Origin of the sequence: Ruminococcus flavefaciens ATCC 19208, assembly GCF_000518765.1 — a bacterium.
GTDB classification, from domain to species: Bacteria; Bacillota; Clostridia; order Oscillospirales; family Ruminococcaceae; genus Ruminococcus; species Ruminococcus flavefaciens.
This window is the reverse complement of sequence record NZ_KI912493.1, coordinates 110495-130248: the sequence shown is the minus strand read 5'-3', so window position 1 is coordinate 130248 and position 19754 is coordinate 110495. Positions and strand designations below refer to the sequence as shown.

16 protein-coding genes and 1 other annotated feature are annotated in these 19754 nt (G+C 44.1%); of the genes, 14 read left to right on the top strand and 2 right to left on the bottom strand.

What is annotated here, in order from left to right; all coding sequences use genetic code 11:
• The 5 genes from L870_RS18065 to L870_RS0115575 form a co-directional block, all read left to right on the top strand.
• The coding region (locus L870_RS18065; protein ID WP_037272730.1) for a leucine-rich repeat domain-containing protein at nt 1–983 on the top strand (983 nt) is incomplete at its 5' end.
• Between the two features lie 340 nt (nt 984–1323).
• Nucleotides 1324–1580 (top strand) — a binding site (T-box leader).
• Between the two features lie 71 nt (nt 1581–1651).
• Nucleotides 1652–3022 carry an asparagine--tRNA ligase gene (asnS, locus tag L870_RS0115590; protein WP_028518933.1) on the top strand — a complete coding sequence of 457 codons (1371 nt, stop codon included), beginning with the start codon at nt 1652–1654 and terminating at the stop codon, nt 3020–3022.
• Between the two features lie 34 nt (nt 3023–3056).
• Nucleotides 3057–3728 carry a leucine-rich repeat domain-containing protein gene (locus tag L870_RS0115585; RefSeq protein WP_028518932.1) on the top strand — a complete coding sequence of 224 codons (672 nt, stop codon included), beginning with the start codon at nt 3057–3059 and terminating at the stop codon, nt 3726–3728.
• Nucleotides 3729–3806: 78 nt separating this feature from the next.
• Nucleotides 3807–4817 carry an aspartate--ammonia ligase gene (gene asnA, locus L870_RS0115580; RefSeq protein ID WP_028518931.1) on the top strand — a complete coding sequence of 337 codons (1011 nt, stop codon included), beginning with the start codon at nt 3807–3809 and terminating at the stop codon, nt 4815–4817.
• A 169-nt stretch (nt 4818–4986) separates the two neighbouring features.
• Nucleotides 4987–7842 carry an insulinase family protein gene (locus L870_RS0115575; protein ID WP_028518930.1) on the top strand — a complete coding sequence of 952 codons (2856 nt, stop codon included), beginning with the start codon at nt 4987–4989 and terminating at the stop codon, nt 7840–7842.
• A gap of 104 nt (nt 7843–7946) precedes the next feature.
• Here the strand turns inward: L870_RS0115575 and pheT are convergent, their stop codons facing one another.
• Nucleotides 7947–10403 carry a phenylalanine--tRNA ligase subunit beta gene (gene pheT, locus L870_RS0115570; RefSeq protein WP_028518929.1) on the bottom strand — a complete coding sequence of 819 codons (2457 nt, stop codon included), beginning with the start codon at nt 10401–10403 and terminating at the stop codon, nt 7947–7949.
• A gap of 68 nt (nt 10404–10471) precedes the next feature.
• Entirely contained in the window at nt 10472–11500 is a 1029-nt protein-coding gene (pheS, locus tag L870_RS0115565; protein WP_028518928.1) for a phenylalanine--tRNA ligase subunit alpha, read from the bottom strand.
• A 557-nt stretch (nt 11501–12057) separates the two neighbouring features.
• Here pheS and L870_RS0115560 point away from each other — a divergent pair.
• From L870_RS0115560 to L870_RS0115520, 9 genes are all read left to right on the top strand, one after another.
• Complete coding sequence (locus L870_RS0115560; protein ID WP_028518927.1) at nt 12058–12582, top strand: hypothetical protein; 525 nt, start codon at nt 12058–12060, stop codon at nt 12580–12582.
• A gap of 54 nt (nt 12583–12636) precedes the next feature.
• Nucleotides 12637–14340 (top strand): NAD(P)H-hydrate dehydratase, encoded by a 1704-nt coding sequence (locus L870_RS0115555; protein WP_028518926.1) that lies wholly within the window; start codon nt 12637–12639, stop codon nt 14338–14340.
• A 52-nt stretch (nt 14341–14392) separates the two neighbouring features.
• Nucleotides 14393–15010, top strand: coding sequence for a hypothetical protein (locus tag L870_RS0115550; RefSeq protein ID WP_028518925.1), 618 nt, complete (start codon nt 14393–14395; stop codon nt 15008–15010).
• Nucleotides 15011–15141: 131 nt separating this feature from the next.
• Nucleotides 15142–16239: a DUF3810 domain-containing protein gene (locus L870_RS0115545; protein ID WP_028518924.1), complete on the top strand. Its 1098-nt coding sequence runs from the start codon at nt 15142–15144 to the stop codon at nt 16237–16239.
• A gap of 32 nt (nt 16240–16271) precedes the next feature.
• The gene (locus L870_RS0115540) at nt 16272–17417 is read left to right on the top strand and encodes a hypothetical protein (RefSeq protein WP_028518923.1); all 1146 of its coding nucleotides are present in this window, start codon (nt 16272–16274) and stop codon (nt 17415–17417) included.
• 15 nt (nt 17418–17432) lie between these two features.
• Nucleotides 17433–18569, top strand: coding sequence for a hypothetical protein (locus L870_RS0115535; protein WP_028518922.1), 1137 nt, complete (start codon nt 17433–17435; stop codon nt 18567–18569).
• 67 nt (nt 18570–18636) lie between these two features.
• Nucleotides 18637–18915, top strand: coding sequence for a sporulation protein YabP (gene yabP, locus L870_RS0115530; RefSeq protein WP_028518921.1), 279 nt, complete (start codon nt 18637–18639; stop codon nt 18913–18915).
• Complete coding sequence (yabQ, locus tag L870_RS0115525; protein WP_028518920.1) at nt 18912–19451, top strand: spore cortex biosynthesis protein YabQ; 540 nt, start codon at nt 18912–18914, stop codon at nt 19449–19451. Before yabP ends, yabQ begins: the two co-directional genes overlap by 4 nt.
• Nucleotides 19448–19750 carry a hypothetical protein gene (locus L870_RS0115520; RefSeq protein WP_028518919.1) on the top strand — a complete coding sequence of 101 codons (303 nt, stop codon included), beginning with the start codon at nt 19448–19450 and terminating at the stop codon, nt 19748–19750. Before yabQ ends, L870_RS0115520 begins: the two co-directional genes overlap by 4 nt.
• The last annotated feature ends 4 nt before the right edge of the window (nt 19751–19754 follow it).

Here is a 19754-nt window from a genome sequence, read left to right as displayed (position 1 = left end):
AGAAGAAATCTGAGGACATCAAAAAGACTGAAAAGCCAGAGATAAAGAGTTCTCTTGCACCAAAGCCCGAGGAGAAAAAGTCTGCGTCAGCCGATGATTATGAAAAGTACGGCGATCTTATAAATGATGAGAATATCGAGATAGACGATGAAAACAACATGGCTATCGACAAGAACGGTACTCTTGTAAAATACGTTGGAACTACCGAATCTATCGTTATCCCTGAAAAGGTAAAGGTAGTCGGCAAGTATGCGTTCCGCGGTAATGAGACTGTAAAGAAGATAGTTATGTCTGACAGCGTACATATCGTTGAAAAGTTCGCCTTCTGTCACTGCTTCAATCTTGAAGAGATAGTATTCTCAAAAAATCTTGAATCCATCGGAGAAAACGCATTCCTTAAATGCCTGAGACTCAAGGAGATCAATCTGCCGGAGTCTGTAAAGAAGATAGGCAAGGGTGCATTCGGAAGATGCAACAGCGTTGAGAGCGTAGTGCTTCCTGCATATTTGCAGCGCATAAGTGACCTGATGTTCTTCTCCTGCAAGAAACTGAGAAGAATAGTTATATCGGGTTCGGTAGAGGCTATCGGCAATGCGGCATTCTCTGAGTGCTACAGCCTTAAAAAGATAGTTATATCCAATTCTGTTACAACTATCGGTGAGAGTGCATTCTCATGGTGCAGGTCACTTACCTCAGTTGATATCCCAAGTACGGTAAAAACAATAGGCAACTGGGCATTTTACGGCTGTCAGAACCTTATGGACCTGAAAATAAGCATGAATACAAAGGACATCAAGGAGGACGCTTTCAGCGGCTGTGAGAGTCTTTATAATATCAATATCAGCGAATTTGAAAATGAGGCTATCCCGCTTGATGAGATACGAAAGGGTCACAAGCAGACCATAAGGATACTCAAGCAGATAAACCGCAAAAAGGCAGAAAGCTATGCCCGTGAACATGGATTCAGTACCCTGTTCATCTAATTAATGACATTATTCCATTCAGATAAAATAAAGTCCGAAAGATTTGTATGCTTTCGGACTTTACTTTTTATATATTGAGGGGGAGTGAGAAAATGACACATTCTTTCAGGAATAATCTGCGTTTTATCCCTGAGTGTTATTTGTTTCTATGGTTATAATATACACCTCTTTTTTGTAAATCATAGTATTGTAAGGTGAAATGATCGGGAAAGCTTTGTGTGAGAAAATGCGGAAATGTGGTGATTTCGGCATATTATTTGATAAAAATGTGAAAGATGCAGAATTTTTTATGCTTTTTCCTCTTGACAATCCGATTTAAAAGTGATATAATACAGACAAATCAAATGCAAAGACGAAGAGAAGTAGCATGGAATTTCGTTCCCAGAGAGTGCGGGTATGGTGAGAGCCGCATATCAGAGTCTGTGTGAATAACACTTCCGAGCAGCAAACCCAAAGGGTGCCGATTTAAGAGGAAAGCGTATGTTTTTCTTGAATGCCTGAGTAGGGGAGACGTATTCCGCACGTTACAGCGGCTCAAAAGTGATCGCTTTTGCGGTAATTCAGGTGGCACCACGGGTAATATGCCCCGTCCTGTAGTTTCAGGACGGGGCTTTTTGTATTCCTGCTCGTCCTGTATATACAATATATACTGAAAGGAAAAGATCATTATGAAGCACATTGATGTCAAGGAAATAATTACCACAAAGGATTATGTGGGCAAGCAAGTAACAGTATGCGGTTGGGTACGTACTTCGCGTAACTCAAAGAGCGTTGCATTTATTGAGGTGAACGACGGTACTTCACTTAAAAACGTACAGGTCGTTGTTGACAAGGGCGACAGCGATTACAAAGAGCCAAGAGTTGGTATGTCAGTAAAGGTAACAGGCACAGCAGTAGAGGGCAGAAATGAGACTGTTGAGATAAACGCTGTTCCTGACGGTATCACTGTACTGGGCGATGCTCCTACAGATTACCCGCTCCAGAAGAAGGGACACACACTTGAATTCCTTCGTACTATCCCGCATCTCAGAGGCAGAACGAATACATTCAACGCTGTATGGCGTGTACGTTCCGTACTTGCTGCTGCAATACATGAATACTTCCAGAAGAACAACTACGTTTATGTAAATACACCGCTTATCACAGGCAGCGACTGTGAGGGCGCAGGTGAGATGTTCCAGGTAACAACTATCGGTTACAGCAAGGACTACAAGAACGAGGAAGAATACTACGCTAACGACTTCTTCGGCAGAAAAGCAGGTCTTTCCGTATCAGGTCAGCTCGAAGGCGAAATGGCTGCAATGGCTATGGGTAAGATATACACATTCGGTCCTTCATTCAGAGCCGAGAACTCAAATACTCCAAAGCACCTTGCTGAATTCTGGCACGTTGAGCCTGAGGTGGCTTTCGCAGAGCTTGATGACGTTATCGAGATCGCTGAGAATATGCTGAAATACGTTATCCGCAAGCTTCTTGATACCTGTCCCGATGATATGAAGTTCTTTGACGCTCATTTTGAAAAGGGACTTATTGCTCGTCTTGAAGAGCTTATCTCACATGATTTTGCAAGAGTAACATATACCGAGGCTATCGAGCTTCTCAAGAAGTCAGGCGAGAACTTCGTATACCCTGTAGAGTGGGGCTGCGATCTCCAGACAGAGCATGAGAGATACCTCTCAGAAAAGGTATTCAAGAAGGCTGTATTCGTAACAGACTATCCTAAGGATATCAAGTCATTCTACATGAAGCAGAACCCCGACGGCAAGACAGTTGCAGCTGTTGACCTTCTTGTTCCGGGCGTAGGTGAGATAATCGGCGGCAGTGAGCGTGAGGCTGACTATGAGAAGCTTATTGCTGCTATGAACGAGAGAAAGATGAACCTTGATCTCTACAGTGACTACCTCGACCTCAGAAAGTTCGGAAGCGTACCTCACGGCGGCTTCGGTCTCGGATTTGAAAGACTTATCATGTACACAACAGGTATGGCTAATATCCGCGACGTAATACTCTTCCCAAGAACAGTCGGTTCAATAAGATAATAATATGATTCATTGATATAGGGGTTAAAAACACATGAAAAAGGCATTATTTTCAGCATTGGCATTATCATTGGCTGTGACAGTTTCATCATGCGGACTTATAGGAGAAAAGCGTGAGAAAAAGAGTGAAGAAAAGTCTGTTGCAGAAACAACAAAATCTACAGAAAAACAGACTGAGACCACAGAAGCTTTAGACTATGAAAAATTTATCGAAGAAGAAAAATCGGCTGTTGGAATAGAGGATATGATCCTTGAAAAAAGAGCCTCTATAAAGCCCGATGATAACGGCTTTATAATTGAGGACGGTATATTATACGATTATGTTGGCACAGAGCCGAAGGTCATTATTCCTGACGGAGTTGAAAAGATAGTTTTTCATGCATTCTGGAGCAATGATGTTATAGAAGCTGTTTATATACCGTCATCTGTAAAGAGCATAGAAGACAGTACGTTTTTTTCTTGTCCGAATCTGAAATTTGTTCAGATAGATGAAGGGCTCGAAACTATTGGAGTTACAGCTTTTACAGTTTGTGAGTCTCTTAAAGATGCAAATCTTCCTGAAAGCTTAACAAAGATCGAATTTCCTTCATTTGTATCGTCAGAAGGTTGCACGATCCATGCTCCTGTGGGTTCATATGCAGAAAAATATGCCGAGGGTAGACGTTTGAAATACGATAATACTTACGTCGAGTACGCAAACCAATAATAATTATCAATGTACAGCACAGAAAGCATCAATGGAGCTGTTTTCTGTAAAAATATCAAGTAAAGGAAAGTGATTATCATGTCAAGATCGCTGTATATCCCGGAGGGCTACAAGTCAGCCCTTACGCTGAGAGACACTCAGCACGCAATCAAATATATCAAGGACGTTTTTCAGCAGGCTTTATCATTCGCACTTACTCTGGACAGAGTATCAGCTCCTCTGATCGTTAAAAAGGGCAGCGGTATCAACGATGACCTCAATGGCGTTGAGCGCAAGGTGGATTTCGACATCAAGGAGATCGCCGCAGAAGCAGAAGTAGTACAGTCACTTGCAAAGTGGAAGAGAATGGCTCTTTACCGCTACGGCTACAGTGTAGGTGAGGGCATATATACTGATATGAATGCTATCCGCCGTGATGATGATACCGATAATACTCATTCCATATTCGTTGATCAGTGGGACTGGGAAAAGGTAATAAGCCGTGAGCAGAGAAATATCCAGTTCCTTAAAGATACTGTAAAGTCAGTAGTAAAGGCTATCGCTTATACAAAGCGTAAGGTAAGCCTCCGCTATCCTCAGATAGCAGGCAAGATCTGTGAAGAGCCTTATTTCATAACAACTCAGGAGCTTGAAGACAGATATCCCGACAAGACAGGTCACGAGCGTGAGCGCCTTATCACAAAGGAACACGGAACAGTATTTCTTATGGGTATCGGCGGAAAGCTTGCAAGCGGCGAAAAGCACGACGGAAGAGCACCTGACTACGATGACTGGGCACTCAACGGTGATATTCTCTTCTGGGACGATGTACTTGATGATTCTCTTGAAGTATCTTCAATGGGTATCCGTGTTGACGCTGAGTCTCTGAAAAAGCAGCTTGCCGAGTGCGGAGCTGAGGACAGAATGCAGTACAAGTATCATCAGATGATCGCTGACGGAACACTTCCGCTTACTATCGGCGGCGGTATCGGTCAGTCAAGACTTTGTATGCTCCTTCTTGAAAAGGCACATATCGGTGAAGTTCAGTCGTCTATATGGTCTGACGAAATGATAGAGAAGTGTGCAGCAAACGGTATAACTCTTCTCTGATATCAGTCTGAAAATTATTTTATAACACAGAAAGCCACTCTTTGAGTGGCTTTTTTGATGCTATTTGCAGTAAATGAGTTGATCTTCTGTTTTCCTATGTTAACTGTTACTTGCATAATTTGACTTGAAATGCTATAATAATTGTATAAATCACAATAGGAGGCATACAATGCATATAAATGACAATATACATGGTTTTACAGTTACAAGAAAAGTACCCGCTCCCAACAGCGGTTCAGAGCTTATAGAAATGCGCCATGATAAAACAGGTGCAAAACTCATATGGATGAAGAACAACGGTGAGAACAAGCTTTTTTCCATAGGCTTCAGAACTCCTCCGAAGGACGATACAGGTATATTTCATATCCTTGAGCACTCAGTTCTGGGCGGTTCCAAGAAATATCCCGTAAAAGAGCCTTTTCTTGAGCTTATGAAGGGTACGATGAATACCTTTCTCAATGCAATGACATATCCCGATAAGACCATTTTTCCCGTATCCAGCCGAAATGATACGGATTTTATGAATCTTACAAAGGTTTATCTTGATGCGGTTTTTGACCCTGCTATCTACTACAACCCCAATATATTCTATCAGGAGGGCTGGCACATAGAAATGCGCGATAAGGCTGATGCTCCTATATACAAGGGCGTTGTGTTCAATGAGATGAAGGGCGCACTTGCCAACATATACAGCCGTATCGAGACAGAGCTTATGAATGCTCTCTTCCCGGATACCTGCTATCGTTTTGAGTCGGGCGGACTTCCTGAGCATATCACAGACCTTACATATGAGCAGTTCATAGAGGGGCACAAGACCTATTATCACCCCTCAAATTCATATATATTCCTTGACGGGCCTATAGACATAGAGCCTGTTCTGGAGCTTATAGACAGCGAATATCTCAGTCACTTCGACAAGCGTGAAACAGATACTGAGATACATTTCCAGAAGCCCGTTGAACATACTGTAAAGAAGTGTTACTATGAAATATCCCAGAACGAGGATGAGAAAAATCATACATATCTTGTCATTGGAAAGATCATAGGAAGCTGGGAAGAACGCGAGAAAATAACTGCGGCTTCTGTACTTGAGGAAGCACTTGCCGGCTCAAATGATGCGCCTCTCAAACGTGCTGTCCTCGATACGGGACTTTGCCTTGATGTTTCTCTCGAAGTGAGCGACGGCGTTTTGCAGCCCTTCGGCTATCTTTGCATAAGCAATACCGATGCTGAAAGCTGTGAAAAGCTTAAAGAGACTGTAAGAAATACCGTTTCTCAGCTCTGCAAAAACGGCATTGACCGTGAGCTTATAAAAGCTGCCATCAATCGTCGTGAATTCAAGTTCCGTGCAGGCGGTGAGCCGAGAGGGCTTACACGAAATACCGATGCTCTGTCAGCATGGCTCTATGGCGGCGACCCGCTTTGCTATCTTGAACTTGGTGAGGTCTACGATTCCCTCAGGAACAAGCTTGATACCGATTATTTTGAAAAGCTTCTCAGTGAATGGCTCCTTGATGAGAACGGTCAGGCTGAGCTTTATATACTTCCATCACGTACTTACGGTGAAGAACAGAAAGCTGCCGAAGAAAAGCGTCTTGCAGATGTTATGAACAGCCTTTCCTGTGAAGAGACAGATGTTATAATTGAGCAGAATAAAAAGCTTGACAGCTGGCAGCAGTCTGTGGATACTCCGGAGCAGCTTGCAACAATGCCACATCTTGCACTTTCCGAGGTCAATGAAGAACCTCTCCCGTTTGAGACACATGAGACAGAATGCTGCGGTATAACCGTTCTGCGTCACCCTGCCGAGGATAAGGGAATAGCTGCTTTGAATCTTTACTTCTCACTTGCCGACTGTACAGAGCAGGAGCTTTCTGCTGCTGCCGCTCTTTCCGAGTTATATGGTTCGCTTCCTACCTCAAAGAGCACAGCCGCTGAGATACAGCGCCGAGTAACAGGTGTTCTTGGCAGTATTTCCTATGATATCAACGTGGTTTCAAAGAATGGAGTCAAGGACAAGTGTATGCCTTACTTTACCGTAAAAGCACGTTTCCTCGAAAAAAATACTGATGAAGCATTTTCGCTTATCAGCGAGATAATAACTGATACTCAGTTTAGCGACAAGGCTGCTATATGCGAGATCTTAAAGCAGACTGATGAGGACTTCAAGCAGCATATCCTTGTTAATGGTCATTCATATTCCATGAATCGTGTAAAAGCGTCGCTTTCTGCCGAATCAGCGTTATCAGAGCTTGTTTCCGGCTATGAGGGATATAAGCGCCTGCACGCTGCACTGAATTCTCCCGAAAAGCTTATTGCTGATATAAATTCTGTCAGCAAGCGCATGATATGTTCTGCACGTCTTACCGCAAGCATTACCGACAGCAGCGATATCTCACTCGAACCGCTTATCAGTTCACTGCCGAAGGGGACGCCTTCAGCCTGTGAAGAAATGAGCTATGAGCTTGAAACGAACGAAAAACAGGGAGTTATAATACCGTCGGGAGTTTCTTATACGGCTATGGCTTTCCCTGATAATTCAGCAGACAGAGCAGTAAGAAATGTACTCTTCAAAGCGCTTTCCCTTGAATATCTCTGGAATGAGGTCAGAGTAAAGGGCGGTGCATACGGTGCAGGAGCGGTTATATCAAATTCCGGTGAGCAGACATTCTACTCCTACAGAGACCCTTCTCCCAAGGCAACTATCGAGATTTACAGAAAGGCAGCAGATTTTACGGCTGAATACTGTAGGAACGAGCCTGATATCACACAGTATATCATCAGTTCTATTGCAATGGATGAGCCTCTTCTCTCTGACGGAAACAAGAGCTCAAGGGCTGACGGTTTCTGGTTCAGGGGAATAAGCTATAAAGACCGTGCAGATATAAAGAGGAAGATGCTGGAGGTAACTCCGCAGCAACTTGCCGAAGCCGCAGAAAAGCTGAGAGATTTCGGAAATATCTGTGTATTTGGCGGTGAAGACGCTATGCAGGGAATAGACCTTGCAACAGATACACTTGCATAATTTATTTTTAATGGGCGCACAATGTGCGCCCATTTCAGTTATCTGTAATATACATAAAATACGGGCGGATATAATCCGCCCATAAGAGATTTTTTACTGTAGGATCAGCCTCTGAGCTCTGCGCCGATAGCACTGAGTGCTTTCAATACGCGCTTCATTGCTCCGTCAGCCTGCTCATCTGTGAGTGTGCCTTCGTGTGAACGCATTGAGATAGAGTAAGCGATACTCTTCTTGCTGTTCTTCTTCATGTCGTCGTTGCGGTATACGTCGAAGAGAGTTACCTTTTCAAGTATCTTTCCTACTGCGCCCTTGATAGCCTTTTCAAGCTCTGCAACAGGCATATCCTCGTCAACAAGGAGACTGAGGTCACGTGTAGTTGCAGGGAACTTTGGCAGCGGCTGATATGTTATCTTGTCAGCAGCAGCTTCCATAAGCTCAGGTATATTGAGCTTTGCAACATAGGTCTTTACGCCTATTTCATATGTCTCCTGTACATCAGGGTGAACCTCTCCCATGATGCCGAGATATTTGCCATCCTTGATTATAACTGCACTTCTGCCCGGATGGAGAGCATATTTCTCGTCGAATTCATCACAGTCGTTTGCGCGGATATATTCAACATCAGCTATTTTAAGCTCTGCAAGGAGCTGCTCTACCATGCCCTTGAGGGTATAGAAATCAGCATCGCCGCCGTACATACCGATAGTGAGTCTCTGCGGCTCGTCGGGGAGTGAATAGTTATACTTGTGCTTCTGCTTGCCGCTGTTAGCAAGAGTATCACCGTTGATGAAAGGCTTCTCGACCTCAGCAGGGAGGTACTCCTTAGCTATCTCAAAGAGACAAGCCTTGTCGTTGCGGTTGTTGTAGTTGAATGAGAGAACATCAAGCATCGAAGGGATAGTAGATGTTCTCATAACACTTGTGTCCTCGCCGAGAGGATTTACTATCTTTACTACCTTGCGGAGCTTGCTGTCAGCAGGGAGCTTTATCTTATCGAAATATTTAGGTGAAACGAATGAGTAGGTTGCTATCTCATATCCGCCCAGTGATACGGCAGCGTTTCTCAGTGTACGTGCGAACTTCTGCTCCTCAGTGAATTCAGCTCTTGCTACGCCGCGGAAATCAGTTGAAGGGATATTGTTGTAGCCGTAGATACGTGCAACTTCCTCTGCGATATCAGCCTTGCAGCCGATGTCTATACGGAATGAAGGAGCTATTACCTTGCCGTTCTCTACCTTGAATTCAAGACGCTCGAGGTACTTTATCATATCAGCCTCAGAGATATCCGTGCCGAGGAAATTGTTTATCCACTCTGCACTGAAATCAACTGTTGCAGGAGTCTTGTCTGTGTAGTCGCGGTCGATAACTGTGTTGAGGACTTCGCCTGCACCAAGCTCTTCAACAAGCTCAAATGCTCTCTTTAAGCAGGTCATGGAGATAAGTCTGTCAACACCCTTTTCGTAACGAGCTGAAGCGTCTGACTTGAGACGGAGCTTCTTTGAAGTCTGCCTTACCTGTGTAGGCTCGAAATATGCAGACTCGAATACAACAGTTGTTGTATCGTCCATGATACCGCTGTACTCGCCGCCCATGATACCTGCAACTGCTACAGGCTTCTTTTCGTCAGCGATAACAAGCATATCATCTGTGAGTTCGCGCTCAACGCCGTCAAGTGTCATTATCTTTTCGCCGTTCTTAGCGTTGCGGACATTGATATGAGCTCCCTCAACGTAGCGGAGGTCGAAAGCGTGCATAGGCTGACCGTATTCAAGCATAACGTAGTTTGTGATATCAACGAAATTATTGATAGGACGAACGCCGCTTGCACGGAGTCTTTCTCTCATCCAGCGAGGTGAAGGACCTATCTTTACGTTTTTAACTATACCTGCACAGTATCTCTGGCACTTTTCCGTGTTGATTATATCTACCTTGAGCATTGAGTTGATATCGCCGTCAACGCCCTTGAACTCGGGAGCCTTTACCTTCAGCTCTGTGCCGTAGGTAGCGGCAGTTTCTCTTGCGAGACCGATAACGCTGAGACAGTCGGGGCGGTTTGAGGTTATCTCAAACTCAACGGAAGTATCGTCCAGACCGATAGCTGTGTGGATATCCTCGCCAAGCTTGCAGTCCTCTTCGATTACGAATACGCCCTCGGGATCTGCATATGGGAAGTCGTGAGCTGTAAGACCGAGAGTATCAAGTCCGCAGAACATACCGAAGCTTTCAACTCCACGCATTTTGCACTTCTTTATCTTGCCCTCGGGGAGAACAGCTCCGTCAAGAGCAACGGGAACGAGGTCGCCCTCTTTTACGTTCTTAGCGTTTGTAACTATCTGTATAGGAGCTTCCGCACCGATGTCCACCTGACAAACAAACAGCGCATCAGCATTTTCGTGAGGTCCCTTTGAGAGTATCTTACCAACTACAACGTTGGAGATATTGCTGCCCTCTTTTTCGTAGCACTCTACCTTAGAGCCGCTCATTGTGAGAGCGTGGCAGAAATCCTTTATAGGCATATCGGCTTTTACGTAATCGCCGAGCCATTTCATAGATAAATTCATATCTTTTTTCCTTTCAAGATCTATAATCAGTACATTTCTCCAATGAGAAATTATGAATTGTGAATTGCTCAGAACTGCTCTAAGAATCTCACATCGTTCTCGTAGAGGAGACGGAGGTCGTTGATATCGTAGCGTCCCATTACCATACGCTCGAGACCGAGACCGAATGCGAAGCCTGAGTACTCCTCAGGATCGATGCCGCAGTTCTCAAGCACCTTTGGGTGTACCATTCCTGCACCGAGGAGCTCGATATAGCCCTCGTCCTTACACATTGAGCAGCCCTTACCGCCGCAGTTGAAGCAGCTTATATCTACCTCACAGCTTGGCTCTGTGAAGGGGAAGTGGTGAGGACGGAAACGGAGCTTGCAGTCGTTGCCGTAGAGCTTCTTCATGAGCATTTCGAGAGTGCCCTTGAGGTCGCTCATTGTGATGCCCTTGTCAACTACGAGTCCCTCTATCTGGTGGAAGAGAGGGGAGTGAGTAGCGTCAACAGCGTCCGAACGGAAAACTCGTCCGGGAGAGATGATACGGATAGGGGGCTTCTGGTTCTCCATTACGTGTACCTGTACGGAAGAGGTCTGGGTACGGAGAAGTACAGACTCGTTTGTTCCCTCGATATAGAATGTATCCTGAGTATCTCTTGCAGGGTGATCGGGAGGAAGATTGAGAGCCTCGAATACGTGGTAATCGTCGTCGATCTCGGGACCGTCAGCGATATTGAAGCCCATGCCGATGAATATTTCTCTTATTTCGTTTTCCACCTTAGTGAGCGGGTGGAGCTTTCCGAAAGGAGCATGCTTGCCCGGGAGAGTAATGTCGATCTTCTCCTCAGCCAGCTTTGCAGCCTGTGCGTTTGCTTTCAGTGAAGAAAGCTTAGTGTTCAGAGCTTCTTCGATATCTGCTCTTACTTTGTTTGCGAGCTGACCTATAACAGGTCTTTCTTCTGCGGAGAGCTTACCCATCTGTTTGAGGATAGCGGTGAGCTCACCTTTTTTTCCGAGGAATTTTATCCTCAGGTCGTCCAGTGCCTTGATCTCAGTGCAGGCATCAAGCTCCTGCTTAGCCAGAGCCTCGATCTTTTCAAGCTGTTCTTTCATTGTTTCACCTCAAAGAAATAGTGTAGGGGACGGCGTCCTCGATGTCCCGCCAATATCTTTTTTTCGCCTTAGGGCGAGGGGCTGTCGAGGACGCCAGCCCCTACAAATTGTTTTTGTGTCGTGACTAAATAAAAAAGCCCTGTCCAACAGGACAAGACTTACCTTGCTTTTATACCACCCATTGTCAGGAGAGCCGACACTCTCTTGTCTTTAACGCAGACCTACGTCTCAGCCTACTATGCGGTATCTCTATCGCGCTTCCGCTTTGCCCCTCGTGAGTGAACTTCGGTATGTAAAGCAGCAGGACGCTCGCACCTTTTCGTCCTTCTCTGATGGAGCTTATGCACACTTACTCTCTCAGTCAACGGGTTATATCACAATTATATACGCTGAATTCAAAAAAATCAAGCTTTTTTTAAAAAAAAACCAAGCTCACAGCAAACTTGTGAAAAAAAGATGAAGCATTTGAAAAAAATGATATGATTTATTGCATTCTGACTAAAAATGTGTTATTATTAATATACATCACTTTATAAACAGCGAATGGAGATAATATAATGGATAATTTTGCAGAACAGCTCATAAAAAAGAACGAAACAAACTCAGATAAGACCAGAAGAGTCATGCTTATTGTTGTGGGAGCGTTGTTTACTCTGTCACTTCTGCTTCTTGCTGTTTTTCAGCTGCGTGATCCGCTCATATCTCTTCTTGGATTTGCTCTTGCAGCAGCAGCGGGGTACGGAACTTATCATTTCGTCCAGAATACATACGTTGAGTATGAGTATTCCTTTACCAACGGCGAGCTTGATGTTGATAAGATAATTGCAAAGAAAAAGAGACACAGTATGCTCTCGACCAATGTAAGACAGTTCACCGCATTCGGGAAATACAGCGATGACCTCGAAGAGAGCGATGATATGACTATAATATTTGCGACAGATAATATCGCTTCGCATGAGTATTACGCTGATTTCAACGATGAATCAGTGGGCTCGGCAAGACTTGTATTTGCTCCCGATGAGAGAATGCTGGAGAATATCACGAAATTTCTCCCTGCAAAGCTCAGAAACAGAGCTCAGTAATCGGAAAAGATATATTATTTCAGCGTGATAACGCTAAAAGGGGAGGTAATTAATATGCAGATTGTAACACCAAAGCAAATGGGGAGACTTGAAGAGCGTTCCGAAAAGCTGGGGGTATCAAAAAGGCAGCTTATGGAGAACGCAGGAAGAAAGCTTGCAGAGCTTATCGACGGATATTGCCGGAATGAAGCGCTGAGTCCCGAGGAATGCTCGGTGGTATTCCTTGCGGGTACGGGAAATAACGGCGGAGACTGCTTTGCGGCGGCTGATATACTTCTGTATAAAGGGTATAAGCTGACCGTGATACACATAGGCGGACTGCCGAAAACTCCTCTTGCTCAGGAAATGATGAGCAGACTTCCGAGAGAAAAGATAACCTTTATCGAAGGCTTCCGCAGCGGAAATGTTGAAGCAGCTATAGAGGCGGCAGAGCTTGATTATATGACCATACAGCCGAGAAAGCCAGATGCTGCCGATGACAGGCATGAGCATAATCCTCTCGATGATATCCTCAATGCCGAAAAGAAACGCATGGGACTTATAAAGGGAGCTGTAGTAGGGGCACAGGTGCTTGTCGACGGAGTTTTCGGAACAGGCTTCCACGGCAATCTTGATAAGGATACAATCGGCATATTCGGTATCGGTACTGCGGCTTACCGTGTTGCAGTTGATGTTCCCAGCGGCGGAAATACCGCTCTCGGTACTGTCTCACCGGGAATATTCAAGGCAGATGAGACAATGACCTTCGGATTTATAAAATCAGGTATGTCTCAGTTCCCTTTGAAGAAATACTGCGGAAAGGTGACTATTGCGGATATCGGTATACCTGACGAAGCAATGAAAATACTTGACGGAGAACGCAAATATTTCAGGATAGAGCGTAATTTCCTTGCTGCATATCCTCCCAAAAGAGAGAGAGATTCCCATAAGGGGAATTTCGGTACTGTCCTTGTCATTGCAGGAAGCTCATCAATGCGCGGAGCAGCAGCTTTTGCAGCTCTTGGCGCACTTCGCAGCGGCGTCGGACTTGTCCGTGTGGCTTCCGTTGAAAAGTGCATAGATACAGTTTCCGTGCTTGCGCCCGAGGCAACATTTATCGAGCTCGACAGCGATGATTACGGATATATGCTCTATGACAGCAGCTGCGAGCCTATTTCAGAGGCTATGAAAAAGGCTACGGCAGTAGTTATAGGCTGTGGTATGGGAGTTACTCCCGATACCATAGAGCTTACGAAATTTGTGGCTCAGAATGCTGAGTGTCCGGTAATAATCGACGCAGATGGAATAAATTGCATAGCAAAGGACATAGATATTTTACTGAAGAAGCGCACGGACATCATTATAACCCCTCATGTGGGAGAGATGGCAAGACTTCTCAATTGCGATACACGTATGATATCCGAGAACAGGCTGCTTGCTGCGGAAAAGTATGCAGAGCAGTACGGTATTACCGTAGTGCTCAAGGGCGGCGGAACTGTTGTGGCTGACAACTGTTATACAGCAGCTAATCATACAGGAAATGCAGGTATGAGCGTTGGCGGCAGCGGTGATGTGCTTGCAGGTATAATAGGCTCTGCTGTCGCACAGGGCTGCGGCATCTTTGACGGTGCCTGCGCAGGTGTATATATGCACGGACTTGCAGGCGATATCGCGGCACAGAAGCTGAGTATGGAGGCAATGCTGCCGAGAGATATTATCAGCAATCTTCCTGATGCATTCGGTATCTTAAAGGAAAAGAAGAAAAATATGACCGTATGATAACGGCAGGATGTGAAAATGTATTTTCATTACTATGAACGGAGCTGGTATTATGAAAAGAGTTTTTACATTAGTATTGACATTTGTGACGGTGCTGTGCATGACGTCTTGCGCAGTCCCCGTTGGCAGTAAGACTTCGCGTAAGAACGGGCTTTCGAGTCCGTTTTCTGCGGCTGTGAGCATTACTCTTGACCGCCTTGAAGCCGAGGGAAGTATCAAACGCTTCGGCGAGGGCGTGTGGGAGATAGAGTTCTCCGAACCCAATACTCTCAGCGGCGTAAAGCTGGAATTCAGCGAGGGAAGCGTTATAGCTTCATATAAGGGGCTTACATTTTCTGTTCCGCAGTCGGCTGTGCCCGTAAAGGCTATGATGCTCAATCTTATGAAGGCAGTTGACGAAAACGCCAAGACGGAAGAACTCAGTGGCAAAGAGGACGGCGATATGCTGAAAATAGAAGGTAATCTTGACGGCGGTGATTATGCTCTTACCGTTGACAAGGACGGTTTGCTCAGCGGGTTCGATATGCCGAACAATAAGCTGACTATGAGATTTACCGAGATGAAAACTGCGGAGATATCATTGGAGCAGGTAACTACGGAAACAGTCACGGCTGCTGTTCCGGTTACATCGTCTGTGGATAGTCAGACTACGGTAACTACAACTGCATAATTTTTTGACGGACAGCTTTTGCTGTCCGTTTCTTGTTATGGAAAAAATGCCTGTTGATTATTTTAATGAAATATGGTATAATTAATGCGATAAATTAATCAGGTTATTTCCGAATGAACAGGGGGAGAACGATGAAAAAGAGATACAGCATACCGCTTATTATCATAGTCATCATGGTAATACTGAATGTTATTTCACGCTTTAGTACAGCTTTTTGCGATTTTTATGTGGAAAAGATATTCCATTACATATCAGGTGCAGTCTCACGCGTTACGGGAGTATTTCCGTTTTCACTGGGCGAAATGCTGACGGTTGCAGCGATAGTTCTTGTAATTGCGGGGATACCGCTGTTCCTGCTGCTCCTTATTTTCAGAAAAGGAAAACGCAAAAAAACAGCTGCCTTTGCAGGTGCTCTTGTATTGTGGATACTTTGCTATATTACCACCACAGAGACTATGAACTGCTTCATGATGTATCACTGTACTCCTCTTGCGGAAAAATGCTTTCCCGATGCCCATGAGCATACCAACGAGGAGCTTACTCAGCTTTATGGGGCACTTATAAAGAAATGCAACGAGCTTTCAAAGCAGGTCCCCCGTGATGAGAATGGCTGCTTCAAGCTTACCTGTGACTTTCAGAAAGAGGCAAAAACAGCTATGAAAAAGGCTGCGGACAAGCTTTCACCGCAGCTCAGAGGCTATTATCCGAATGCCAAGCCAATTGAGTTTTCGTATTTTATGAGCCAGTCTCACCTTACGGGCATATATCTTCCTTACACTATTGAAGCAAACTACAACGATGATATGATACGTGCAAATCTTCCGTCAACGGTCTGCCATGAGCTTGCTCATCTGAAAGGCTTTATACAGGAGGACGAAGCAAATTTCATATCCTTTGTGGCAGCTACAGGCAGCGATAATGTGGAGTTTCAGTATTCGGGCTATCTTGATGCCCTTGAATACGTACATAATACGGTATGGGACAATGAAGTCAAGGAGGCTTATCCCCTTTCTGATGAAATATGCGAAGAAGTTCTCATGGATTGGTTCAGGTTCATGCCTGAGAATTACTGGGAAGAAAATGCGGATAAGGAAGTCATCTCCACCGAGACGGTCAGCGAGGCTTCAAGCGCGGCTATTGATACGAATATAAAGATGAACGGAAGAGAAGAAGGAATAAAGGCTTATTCTATGGTAGTAAATCTCTTGCTGGATTATTATTTTCAATAAAAAGCAGTGAACAGTCAAAAAGGAGAATGAGAATGAAAAGGATACTTTCAGGAATAATTGCGTTTACAGCTATAATTTGTGCACTTACAGGCTGCGGAAAGGAGACTTCCGATGAAGCTGAAGAAGTGACAACATCGGAAACAACTGCTGTTACAGAGGAAGAAACGACCGCAGAAGAGAAAACGGACGAGAACGCTTCGGAAGCTGACATCAGTAATGCTTCCTGCGAAGATACTATATATGAATTTATTGACGCTTACAATGCGCAGGATTATCATAAAACATTTGAAATGCAGATGCCCGATGATATTATGAAGGTCATTGATTTTTCTGTGAAATATGATGAAAAGGAAAAACGTGATGCCGATGAGATAATCAGGGTGTTTCAGCGTGGAATATACGGCAATGCCGATGATGAGCACGTAGAGGTAAAGATCAAAAACATCATAGAAAAGGAACCAATGACAGAGAAAGAGCTTCTTGATCGTAAGTTTGCTTTTGGTATGTATGAATATATGGTCAGGTTTGTCAATGAAAACGGTACAGATCCTGATCTTGATGAGAGCAGTATAGAAGAAGCAATGTCAAAGCTTGATACCGATGATCTGGTGAAGCAAGCCGGCATATCCGACGGCTATCGCGTTAAAATGGAGCTTGAAAACGAAAAAACAGGATATACTTATGAAGGTAATACTTATGTTATGAACTATAAGGGCAAATGGAAGATAGATGCCGATTGTATACTGGGCTCTGCTATGCTCAATTCGCTTAAACAGCTTGAAGGATTTGCAAGAAGCATCTATAATGGGCAAAATACCGCAATTGTAGAAATGGACGAAGAGTTCTATGATATAGACTGGAAGACCTGCTTTATAGTATGTTCTGATGAAAGTAAGGACTATAATGTACCTGAGGAATTTGACAGGGATTACTTTATGAAAAAGGTTAGGCGGTATTTTGATGCTATAGATAAGACAGAATGGTTTTCTGTAATATGCAACGGTGTTGCCTATGTTACTGCCTATGTCAAGGACAAGCCCGAAAATATAGAAACATACCCTGACTTTAAAAATGATAAAGAAGAAGTTATCAGCGTAATAGGCGAAAAGATATCTGACGATATGTCATTTGACGAAAGATACAATATCTGCGTCGATACAATAGCTAAGAAAAAATAAACGGAGGAATAAAAAATGAAAAGATTAATTGCAGGGATAATCGCAATAACAGCAGTATTATGTACACTTACAGGCTGCGGAAAGGAGCCTGCCGATGATGCGGCAGGTACAAAGGCAGAAACAACAGCTGCACAGGAGGAAACGACTGATGAAGAAGTGACTTCTGTTGCATCGGCTGAAATAGGCTCGTATGAAGATACTGTTAAGGAGTTTGTCGAGGCGTATATCGACAATGACCGTGAAAAGACTCTCAAAATGCAGTATCCTGAAGGCGTAATGGATTTCGTCAAGTTGTTTATGAGATCAGATGAAGCCGAAGACATGACCGAAGAAGATATTATAACATTTTTGCAGTATGAGGCATATGATAATTATGATGAGGACGCAAAAGTCACATACAAGGGCATTATCAGTGTCGAACCTCTGAGAAGCCATGAAGAAGATGATATAAAAGAATCGTACTCCCCTATGAAATGGGCAGTAAACTACATCAATGAACACGGCGGACCTGATAAGGCAGACCCTGACGAGTTTGAAGATGCGTGGGAAGATCTGGATTATGACGAATATCCGTGCGAAGTCGATATCGAGGAGGGCTACTTGGTTATTTTTGAAGTTGAAAATGATGAAGGTGAAACTTCTGAGGGAACACTTTATGTTGTCCGTATTAAGGGCGAAAACGGCTGGAAGATCAGTGTAGTTAATATGTATGGCAATGTTAAATCTGGCAGAAAGAAAGCAATGAACTCCACTGCTTATTCTTTAAGAAATGCACTGTATACTTCATTTGTGGAGATGGACGAAGAGGGAAAGCTGCCTTCATCTGACAAAATGTTTATTGTCAGCTCAGATGACAGCATGAATTATAATGTTCCTGATGATTTTGATGTGGAACTGCTCAGAAAAAAAGCTCAGAATTATTTTGATAAGATCAAAGAGCTGAAGTGGTTTGCTGTCATAAATCATGGAGATGTTGAGTATTTGTCTGTTATTTATTATGATGATGAGCGGTATGTAGGTACTTATCCTTCTGATTACATTATGGTTGCCGCAGGCGATGACGCTGATTCTTACACGGAACCTGACGAGAAAGCAGATGAGAGGACATTTAAAGAACTTCATGATATCTGTGTAGAAGTAATCGGAAAATAACGCATTCAGCATATAAAACTGTACCTCCGAATATACTTGAAGTATCAAGTATTTCGGAGGTATGACCATGCAGGACAAGACTGTAAAGCAAAATCAGAACATAATTCTCGAAAACCGCAAGAGTCTGAGTATATCGGGGATAACAGATGTTGACAGCTTTGACGAAAAGGAGATAAGCCTTTATACTCAGCTTGGTGAGCTGACCATACAGGGACGGGAACTGCATATCGACTCCATGAGCGTTGAAACGGGAGATATGACAATAACAGGCGATATATGGGCTATGATCTACGGTGATAAGGACAGAAAAGGTCCTTTGTCAGCGCTTGGAAGGCTGTTCCGATGAGAATAGCGGAGACCTTCTTCTCGGTAAGCGAGGAGCTGCGCCTTTTCGGACTTTCCTGCCTTATGGGAGCTATAGTCGGAGCGGCTTACGATGTTTTGAGAGTATTCAGGCTTATAGCGGCGCATAACAGCTTTCTGACAGCAATTGAGGATATATTCTTCCTGATGCTTTATGCTATTTCACTTACGGCCTTTTCGGAAGCTGCCGCAAGGAGCGAGATGAGGCTGTATTTCGTGATCGGCAATACTATCGGATACGCGCTGTATTATGTCACCATAGGCAGCGTTGTTATGCGGACTATACGAAAGCTTTTCAACCTTATGGGAGCTTTGTTCAAGCTGATTTTCAGACCGTTTAAGCCTTGCTGTGCATTTTTACGTAAAAAAGCAACTGCTGAATTTGTAAGAAATTCCAAAATTATTGTTAAATCTATTAAAAAAACAAAAATAGTATTGCTAAACGGGCTCTATCTGTTGTATAATAAAATGGAAAATACAAAAGAGAAAGAACGTGAAAAGCGTTGTCGAAGAAAATGAGACATGAAAAGGAAAAGAAGAAGGGTCTGTTCAATCGCGGACTTGTTAAGCTTGCAGCAGTTGCCGTAATAATCGGCTGCGGTGTCCTTATCGCAACAACTCAGAAAGACTGTGCCGAAAAAGAGGAGCAGGTCAGACTGATACAGACTAAAATAGACGCTTATGAGACCGAAAATGCCGAGCTGCAGCGTGTTCTTGACAGTGATGACCTGAATGAGTATATGGAAAAGGTCGCACTTGAGGAAAGAGGCTATGCCTACCCTGACGAGCGCAGATTCTACGACACTACAAGGGATTAATAGG

Excerpts from the sequence above, each read along its gene's own strand:
- yabQ (WP_028518920.1), top strand. The coding sequence starts at position 18,912 with ATGAGAATAGCGGAGACCTTCTTCTCGGTAAGCGAGGAGCTGCGCCTT.
- L870_RS0115535 (WP_028518922.1), top strand. The coding sequence starts at position 17,433 with ATGAAAAGATTAATTGCAGGGATAATCGCAATAACAGCAGTATTATGT.
- pheS (WP_028518928.1), bottom strand. The coding sequence starts at position 11,500 with ATGAAAGAACAGCTTGAAAAGATCGAGGCTCTGGCTAAGCAGGAGCTT.
- L870_RS0115575 (WP_028518930.1), top strand. The coding sequence starts at position 4,987 with ATGCATATAAATGACAATATACATGGTTTTACAGTTACAAGAAAAGTA.
- L870_RS0115545 (WP_028518924.1), top strand. The coding sequence starts at position 15,142 with ATGAAAAAGAGATACAGCATACCGCTTATTATCATAGTCATCATGGTA.
- L870_RS0115560 (WP_028518927.1), top strand. The coding sequence starts at position 12,058 with ATGGATAATTTTGCAGAACAGCTCATAAAAAAGAACGAAACAAACTCA.
- L870_RS0115555 (WP_028518926.1), top strand. The coding sequence starts at position 12,637 with ATGCAGATTGTAACACCAAAGCAAATGGGGAGACTTGAAGAGCGTTCC.
- asnA (WP_028518931.1), top strand. The coding sequence starts at position 3,807 with ATGTCAAGATCGCTGTATATCCCGGAGGGCTACAAGTCAGCCCTTACG.
- L870_RS0115585 (WP_028518932.1), top strand. The coding sequence starts at position 3,057 with ATGAAAAAGGCATTATTTTCAGCATTGGCATTATCATTGGCTGTGACA.
- pheT (WP_028518929.1), bottom strand. The coding sequence starts at position 10,403 with ATGAATTTATCTATGAAATGGCTCGGCGATTACGTAAAAGCCGATATG.
- asnS (WP_028518933.1), top strand. The coding sequence starts at position 1,652 with ATGAAGCACATTGATGTCAAGGAAATAATTACCACAAAGGATTATGTG.
- L870_RS0115520 (WP_028518919.1), top strand. The coding sequence starts at position 19,448 with ATGAGACATGAAAAGGAAAAGAAGAAGGGTCTGTTCAATCGCGGACTT.
- L870_RS0115550 (WP_028518925.1), top strand. The coding sequence starts at position 14,393 with ATGAAAAGAGTTTTTACATTAGTATTGACATTTGTGACGGTGCTGTGC.
- yabP (WP_028518921.1), top strand. The coding sequence starts at position 18,637 with ATGCAGGACAAGACTGTAAAGCAAAATCAGAACATAATTCTCGAAAAC.
- L870_RS0115540 (WP_028518923.1), top strand. The coding sequence starts at position 16,272 with ATGAAAAGGATACTTTCAGGAATAATTGCGTTTACAGCTATAATTTGT.